Annotated in this window: 6 protein-coding genes; 4 read left to right on the forward strand and 2 right to left on the reverse strand. The window is 60.0% G+C overall.

Annotated elements, in window-relative coordinates; all coding sequences use genetic code 11:
* Positions 1-6: 6 nt before the first annotated feature.
* From AC6RA8_RS11225 to AC6RA8_RS11235, 3 genes are all read left to right on the forward strand, one after another.
* Positions 7-975 carry a threonine dehydratase gene (locus AC6RA8_RS11225; RefSeq protein WP_500352842.1) on the forward strand — a complete coding sequence of 323 codons (969 nt, stop codon included), beginning with the start codon at positions 7-9 and terminating at the stop codon, positions 973-975.
* Between the two features lie 85 nt (positions 976-1060).
* Positions 1061-3232: an esterase-like activity of phytase family protein gene (locus AC6RA8_RS11230; RefSeq protein ID WP_500352843.1), complete on the forward strand. Its 2172-nt coding sequence runs from the start codon at positions 1061-1063 to the stop codon at positions 3230-3232.
* A gap of 97 nt (positions 3233-3329) precedes the next feature.
* On the forward strand, positions 3330-4589 hold the full coding sequence (locus AC6RA8_RS11235) for an Hsp70 family protein (RefSeq protein ID WP_500352844.1): 1260 nt from the start codon (positions 3330-3332) through the stop codon (positions 4587-4589).
* Between the two features lie 3 nt (positions 4590-4592).
* Here the strand turns inward: AC6RA8_RS11235 and AC6RA8_RS11240 are convergent, their stop codons facing one another.
* Positions 4593-5087: a ClbS/DfsB family four-helix bundle protein gene (locus AC6RA8_RS11240; protein ID WP_500352845.1), complete on the reverse strand. Its 495-nt coding sequence runs from the start codon at positions 5085-5087 to the stop codon at positions 4593-4595.
* A gap of 143 nt (positions 5088-5230) precedes the next feature.
* Between AC6RA8_RS11240 and AC6RA8_RS11245 the strand changes: the two genes are divergently transcribed.
* On the forward strand, positions 5231-5674 hold the full coding sequence (locus AC6RA8_RS11245) for a GFA family protein (protein ID WP_500352846.1): 444 nt from the start codon (positions 5231-5233) through the stop codon (positions 5672-5674).
* Between the two features lie 75 nt (positions 5675-5749).
* On the opposite strand, the gene AC6RA8_RS11250 is transcribed toward AC6RA8_RS11245, so the two are convergent.
* Positions 5750-6214 carry an Hsp20 family protein gene (locus tag AC6RA8_RS11250; RefSeq protein WP_500352847.1) on the reverse strand — a complete coding sequence of 155 codons (465 nt, stop codon included), beginning with the start codon at positions 6212-6214 and terminating at the stop codon, positions 5750-5752.
* Between the last annotated feature and the right edge of the window lie 77 nt (positions 6215-6291).

A 6291-nucleotide genomic window follows, 5' to 3' on the forward strand; every position in this document is an offset into this window, starting at 1 on the left:
GCGCCCATGTTGACCTGCTCAGATCTTGAGGCCGCCGCCGATTTTGTTCACGCCCGCATGGCCCCAACGCCGCAGCACCACTGGCCACTGCTGAGTGCAGCCACGGGGGCCGAGGTGTGGGTGAAACACGAAAACCACACGCCCACTGGCGCCTTCAAGGTGCGCGGCGCGCTGACCTTCATGGATTGGTTGACCCGGACACACCCGGACGTGCCGGGCATCTGCACCGCGACGCGCGGCAACCATGGGCAGGGACAGGCCTGGGCCGCGACGGGCGCGGGTCTGACCGCAAAGGTCTATGTTCCGCGCGGCAATTCGGTTGAGAAGAACGCAGCGATGCGCGCCTTTGGGGCCGAACTGATCGAGTTTGGCGAAGACTTCGACACGGCGCGCGAGGAGGCCTATCGCGTGGCCGAGGAGGAGGGGCTGTTCATAGTCCCACCCTATCACCCCGAGCTGGTACGTGGGGTCACGACCTATGCCTATGAGTTGTTCAGTGCGCAGCCCGACCTCGACACTGTCTATGTCCCCATCGGTTGTGGGTCAGGCATTTGTGGGGCGATCATGGCGCGGGATGCTTTGGGACTGTCAACAAAAGTGGTCGGCGTCGTATCCGATCAGGCGCAGACCGCGAAATTGTCCGTTGAAGCAGGTCGGTTGATCGAGACAAATTCGGCCAACACCTTTGCCGACGGGATGGCCGTGCGGGTGCCAGTGCAGGAGGCATTTGACGTCTATTCCAAAGGCGCTGAGCGTATCATTGCAGTGAGTGACGACGAGGTGGCAGAGGCCATTCGGCTGTACTTCACCGCCACCCACAATGTAGCGGAGGGTGCGGGTGCTGCACCGCTGGCCGGGCTGATGCAGGAGCGTGCGCAGATGGCGGGCAAGCGCGTGGGTGTCATCCTGTGCGGCGGCAATATTGACACCGGCTGGTTCCGCACCGTGCTGGACGGCCATACTCCGCCGGTCTGATTTTACAAAACTGACACACCACTGTTACGTCGGCGTCAAGCAAACGCGCCACGTCGTGCTGGATTTGATCCTGATGGAGTGTCTGATGACCAAACCCTTGACGTGCATGACTTCAGCGCTGGCCCTGATTGCAGGTGCCGCCGTTGCAGACGGCCATGCGACCAAGAATTTCAACCGTATTGCTTCCTTCCCCGTCGTGACCAACATGGCCGAGGGCGAGGACACATCCCGTGAAACCTCGCCCGAAATCATCGACGTGACCGCCGATGGCATGACGCTGGTTTACACCGACAGCCCACTGAAAGCCTTGGGGCTAGTGGACATCACCCATCCGGCGACCCCTGCCCCGCTAGGCAACATCGCCTTGGATGGTGAACCAACAAGCGTCGCCGTGATCGGATCAACAGCCTTTGTCGGGATCAACACGTCCGAGAGCTTTACCAACCCGTCAGGCAAGATGCTTGCCATCAATCTGGCAGACAGATCGGTTGTCGCATCGTGCGATCTGGCGGGACAGCCGGACAGTGTGGCCAAGGCCTCCGATGGCTCCTTTGTCTCTGTGGCCATAGAAAACGAGCGCGACGAAGACCTGAATGACGGCGTGATCCCACAGCTGCCCCCCGGGTCGTTGCAAATGATCGACATCGTGGATGGCACGCTGGACTGTGACAGCATCATCACCGCTGACCTAACCGGGCTGGCTGATGTGGCCCCGACGGACCCTGAGCCGGAATATGTGTCCATCAACGCCCTGGGTGAAACCGTGGTGACGCTGCAGGAGAACAACCACATGGTTGTAGTGGCCCGCGACGGGTCGATTGTAAGCCACTTCTCAGCCGGAACCGTCGACCTTGAGGGCATTGATGCCACGGATGAACGTGGTGCGCTGATCTTTACCGAAAGCCAGACGAGCCGCCTGCGCGAACCCGATGCGGTGACATGGATTGATGACGAGCATTTCGCCACCGCCAACGAAGGTGACTATCAGGGCGGGTCGCGGGGCTGGACGATCTTTCGCAAGGATGGGCGCATCGTCTACGAAAGCGGTGTCAGCTTTGAGCATGCATTGGTCCAGATCGGCCACTACCCGGACAAGCGGTCGGACAGCAAAGGGATTGAGCCTGAAAGCGTGACCTTTGCCGAATTTGACGGCACGCCGTTTGTGTTTGTCGGATCCGAACGCGGGTCCATCGTCGGCGTCTATGACGTGACCGACCTTGAGGCACCTGTCCTGAAACAGTTGCTGCCTTCGGGCATCGGGCCGGAAGGCTACGTGACCATCCCCGAGCGCAACCTGCTGGTGTCCGCCAACGAAAAGGACTTGATCGAAGATGGCGGTGCCCGCGCGCATGTCATGCTGTACGAATTTGCCGAAGGTCCCGCGGTTTATCCGCATCTGACATCCGAAGGGATGGAGGAGTTGACCGGCTGGGGTGCCCTTTCCGGCATGGTCGCGGATGAGGCTGGCATAATCTATGCCGTGTCCGATAGCTTCTACGGCTTCCAGCCGCGCATCTTCAAAATCGACCCGTCACAGACCCCGGCCCGCATCGTCGAGGCCATTGATGTGACCCGCGCAGGTCGCCCAGCCCAGAAGCTGGATATGGAAGGGATCACGCTGGATGGTGATGCGTTCTGGATCGCATCCGAGGGGCGCACGGATCGGGTCATTCCGCATGCGATCTATAAGGTGGCCGCAGATGGCAGCATAGAAGAAGAGATCGGCCTGCCACCCGAGTTGATGGCGGTCGAGAAACGCTTTGGCTTTGAAGGGATCACCAAGGTCGGTGACACCCTGTGGATGGCCGTGCAGCGTGAGTGGAAGGATGACTCAGCAAACCACGTGAAGCTGGTGGCCTATAACATCGAGACCGAGGAATGGGGCGCTGTCCATTATCCCAAGGCCGACCCTGCCAAGGGTTGGGTCGGCCTGTCCGAGATCGTGGCCCATGGCGACTATGTCTATATCGTCGAACGCGACAATCAACACGGGATGGACGCCGTGACCAAGAAGGTCTACCGCGTGCCACTGGCTGAGATGCAGCCTGCGCCCTTGGGCAGTGACCTGCCGGTCGTCAGCAAGGAAGAAGTGCGCGATCTGATCCCCGATCTGACATCGACCGGCGGCTATGTGCTGGACAAGGTCGAGGGGCTGGCGATCACCTCGGACGGTACGGCGTGGATTTCGACCGACAATGATGGGGTCGATGACCATTCAGGCGAGACGATGTTCTTTACCATTGGGTCGGTGAACTGATCCAAAGCACATGACAAAGGGGGCGTCAGGCATCCGCTTGACGCCCTTTTTCTTTGCGCATACACCCCGCGCCTTTCCGCATGGTCAGGGGGACGGTATGGCACACACGTTGGGCATTGATTTCGGCACCTCCAATTCGGCGGCGGGCTATGTGCGGGACGGCAAGCCGCATCTTGTGACCATGGCGACTGGGCAGACGACGCTGCCGACCACCGTCTTCTTTGACTATGACGCCCGCAAGATGCTGATGGGGCATCCGGCGAATGACGCGCTTCTCGATGGGATCGAGGGGCGGTTCATGCGAGCGTTAAAGCGTGTGCTAGGCACTTCGATCATGCATGAAAAGCGCCAGCTTCTGAACGCGCGGATGACCTTTGTCGACATCATCGCGCGCTTTCTGGCCGAAGTAAAAAAACGGGCGGAGGCGGAGGCGGGACATGCCTTTGACCACGCCCTATCCGGTCGACCAGTTGTGTTTCATGGCATGGGTGATCCACGAGAGGCGCAGGCCGAAGCGGATTTGCGCGCTTGCTATCTGGCGGCGGGATTCAAGGATGTGTCATTCCTTCCCGAGCCAGAGGCGGCGGCGATTGCCTCCGGCGCACTGGATCATCCAGGGGCGACGGGCCTGATCGTGGACATTGGCGGCGGAACGTCGGACTTTTCGATCTTTCGCACGGGCAATGATGGCGTCACGATCCTTGCCAACCATGGAGTGCGAATTGGCGGGACTGATTTTGACCGATCCATCAGCATCGACCGGGTCATGCCACTGTTCGGGGCGGGTTCCCTGATCCGCAATGCCATGGGGCCGGGCACCCTACCCGCGCCCAAGGGCATCTTTAACGATCTGGCGACATGGGAGAAAATTCCCTTCCTCTACACTGCCAAAACGCGACGTATGGTCAGCGACATGGTGCAGTTGGCAGAGGAAGGAGACAAGATGGCGCGGCTGGGTACGGTGCTGGAGCATGAGTTGGGCCACGATGTCGCCTTTGCCGTGGAACAGGGCAAGATCGACGCCAATTCCGGGCGCAACGACGCTGTGATTGCACTGGATCAGGTGGCATCCGGTCTGACCGCCGCGCTGCCGGTGGACGCGTTGCGCGGCATCCTTGATCCGCATGCCGCTGCCTTGCGCCTTGGAGTGGCCGAAACTTTGAAGATGGCGGGGACCGAGGCGGGGCAGATCGACCAGGTGATCTATGTCGGTGGCTCCAGCCTGATGTCGATGGTGACGGATACGATGCGCACACGGTTTCCTGACGCGCGACATTCGTTTTCCGAGGTGTTTACGGCTGTGGCGGACGGGTTGGCGCTGGCGGCCGATCGGCACGGTGCGCAGCCAGTCACATGACGCTCACCCCCGCGCCCTGAGTGCTGCGCGGATGTACTTGGCGGCGGATCGATAGTGGCTGGGGCCTGAGGCCTCTGCCCAGCGCCCTGGCCGCCAGTCATTGCGCGCGCCCTTCATTGGACCGCCATACAGCTCATCCTCGGAGCGGTCATTGATGAACTCCGTAAGTTCACTATGCTTCTTTTTGAGCAAGGCAACGGCCTGTGGCCAGTCCAGATGCGACTGCTTCTGCCTGAGGTCCGCGTTGTAGCGCTTGAGTTCGTTCCACTTGTACCCTTCCGCCGGGAAGTGAACGGTTTTGCCCGCCTGCCCATCCCAATACCATCCCAGAAACAGGTCGATCCAATGGGCGCGGTGGGCGATGACATCCTTGATCGAAGTGTCATCGTCGTCCTTCTGCACTGCGATATCAGGGGCGATGGACGCCATCAGTTTTTCTAGCTTTCCGAAGTCTTTTTGCGTGACGTCGATGAGTTCCGTTTTGCTATGTGCGGGCATGTCGAGCTCCTTTCGACGCCATCAAACCACAATGCGCAGCGTGATGCTTTGCGATGGATCAGTCGAGCAGGCCTGCAGCCGGGCCGGTTGCTGCGCGTGCCGGGTGCCGTATCATGACTGCGTGGAGTACAGGAGGCACAGCCATGGCGGACAGGATCACCGGAGGGTGCCAATGCGGAGCGGTCCGCTTTGCAATTGACCGTTTGGGCACAGCAAGCATCTGCCATTGTCGGATGTGTCAGAAGGCCTTTGGCAATCTCTTTGCCACCCTGGTCCATGTGGAAGACATCACGTGGACGCGCGGCAAACGGGCGATTTTTCACAGCTCGGACACGAACTGGCGTGGGTTCTGCAAAGCTTGCGGCACACCGCTGACCTACGAATTCGACGGGCATGTTGAGATCGCGGTGGGCACCTTGGACAATCCGGACCTTGCTGTGCCGACGGTGCAAGTGAACGCGCAGTTCCAGCGCAGGTGTTTTTCCGAATTGGGTGGCTTGCCTGCAAAACCTGCCGATGAGCAGGCGAAGGACGCTGAATGGAATGCGTCTGTCGTGTCGCATCAGCATCCGGATCACGACACTTGATCACATGAAAAACCCCGGGACGCATGCGCATCCCGGGGCCGTCCGACAGGGAGGAGAAGGTCGGACATTCAGGCCTTAGTTCACGGCCTTGGCGTCAACCACGTCAGTCTCAATCGCCTTCTGGCTGGCAATCTCGATCCTGCGAGGTTTGAGGGCTTCGGGCACCTCTTTCACCAAGTCGATATGCAGCATTCCGTTTTCATGGGACGCGCCGGTCACAACGACATGGTCGGCCAGATGGAAACGGCGTTCAAACGCACGGGTCGCAATACCGCGGTGGAGGTAGGTCTTGTCCTGCTCGTCAGCCTTGCGGGCCGAGACGATCAGGCTCTTTTCCTTGACCTCAACACCCAGGTCGGCGTCGGAGAACCCCGCAACGGCGATCGAGATGCGGTAGGCATCGTCGTCGGTCTTTTCGATGTTGTAAGGGGGGTAACTGTTCGCGTTGCTATCCGTCGCAAGTACTCGGTCCATCAGGTCGGCAATCTGATCAAAGCCAACTGTTGCGCGGTAAAGCGGTGCAAAGTCGTATGTACGCATGTCATCCTCATTAGAGCGATTAACGGCGGGCCTTCCATCCTTGGACAGACCCGCAAGGTTGCTATGGTCGGACCCCG

The sequence above is a fragment of the Tateyamaria sp. genome (assembly GCF_059783535.1).

Excerpts from the sequence above, each read along its gene's own strand:
- AC6RA8_RS11240 (WP_500352845.1), bottom strand. The coding sequence starts at position 5,087 with ATGCCCGCACATAGCAAAACGGAACTCATCGACGTCACGCAAAAAGAC.
- AC6RA8_RS11250 (WP_500352847.1), bottom strand. The coding sequence starts at position 6,214 with ATGCGTACATACGACTTTGCACCGCTTTACCGCGCAACAGTTGGCTTT.
- AC6RA8_RS11230 (WP_500352843.1), top strand. The coding sequence starts at position 1,061 with ATGACCAAACCCTTGACGTGCATGACTTCAGCGCTGGCCCTGATTGCA.
- AC6RA8_RS11225 (WP_500352842.1), top strand. The coding sequence starts at position 7 with ATGTTGACCTGCTCAGATCTTGAGGCCGCCGCCGATTTTGTTCACGCC.
- AC6RA8_RS11245 (WP_500352846.1), top strand. The coding sequence starts at position 5,231 with ATGGCGGACAGGATCACCGGAGGGTGCCAATGCGGAGCGGTCCGCTTT.
- AC6RA8_RS11235 (WP_500352844.1), top strand. The coding sequence starts at position 3,330 with ATGGCACACACGTTGGGCATTGATTTCGGCACCTCCAATTCGGCGGCG.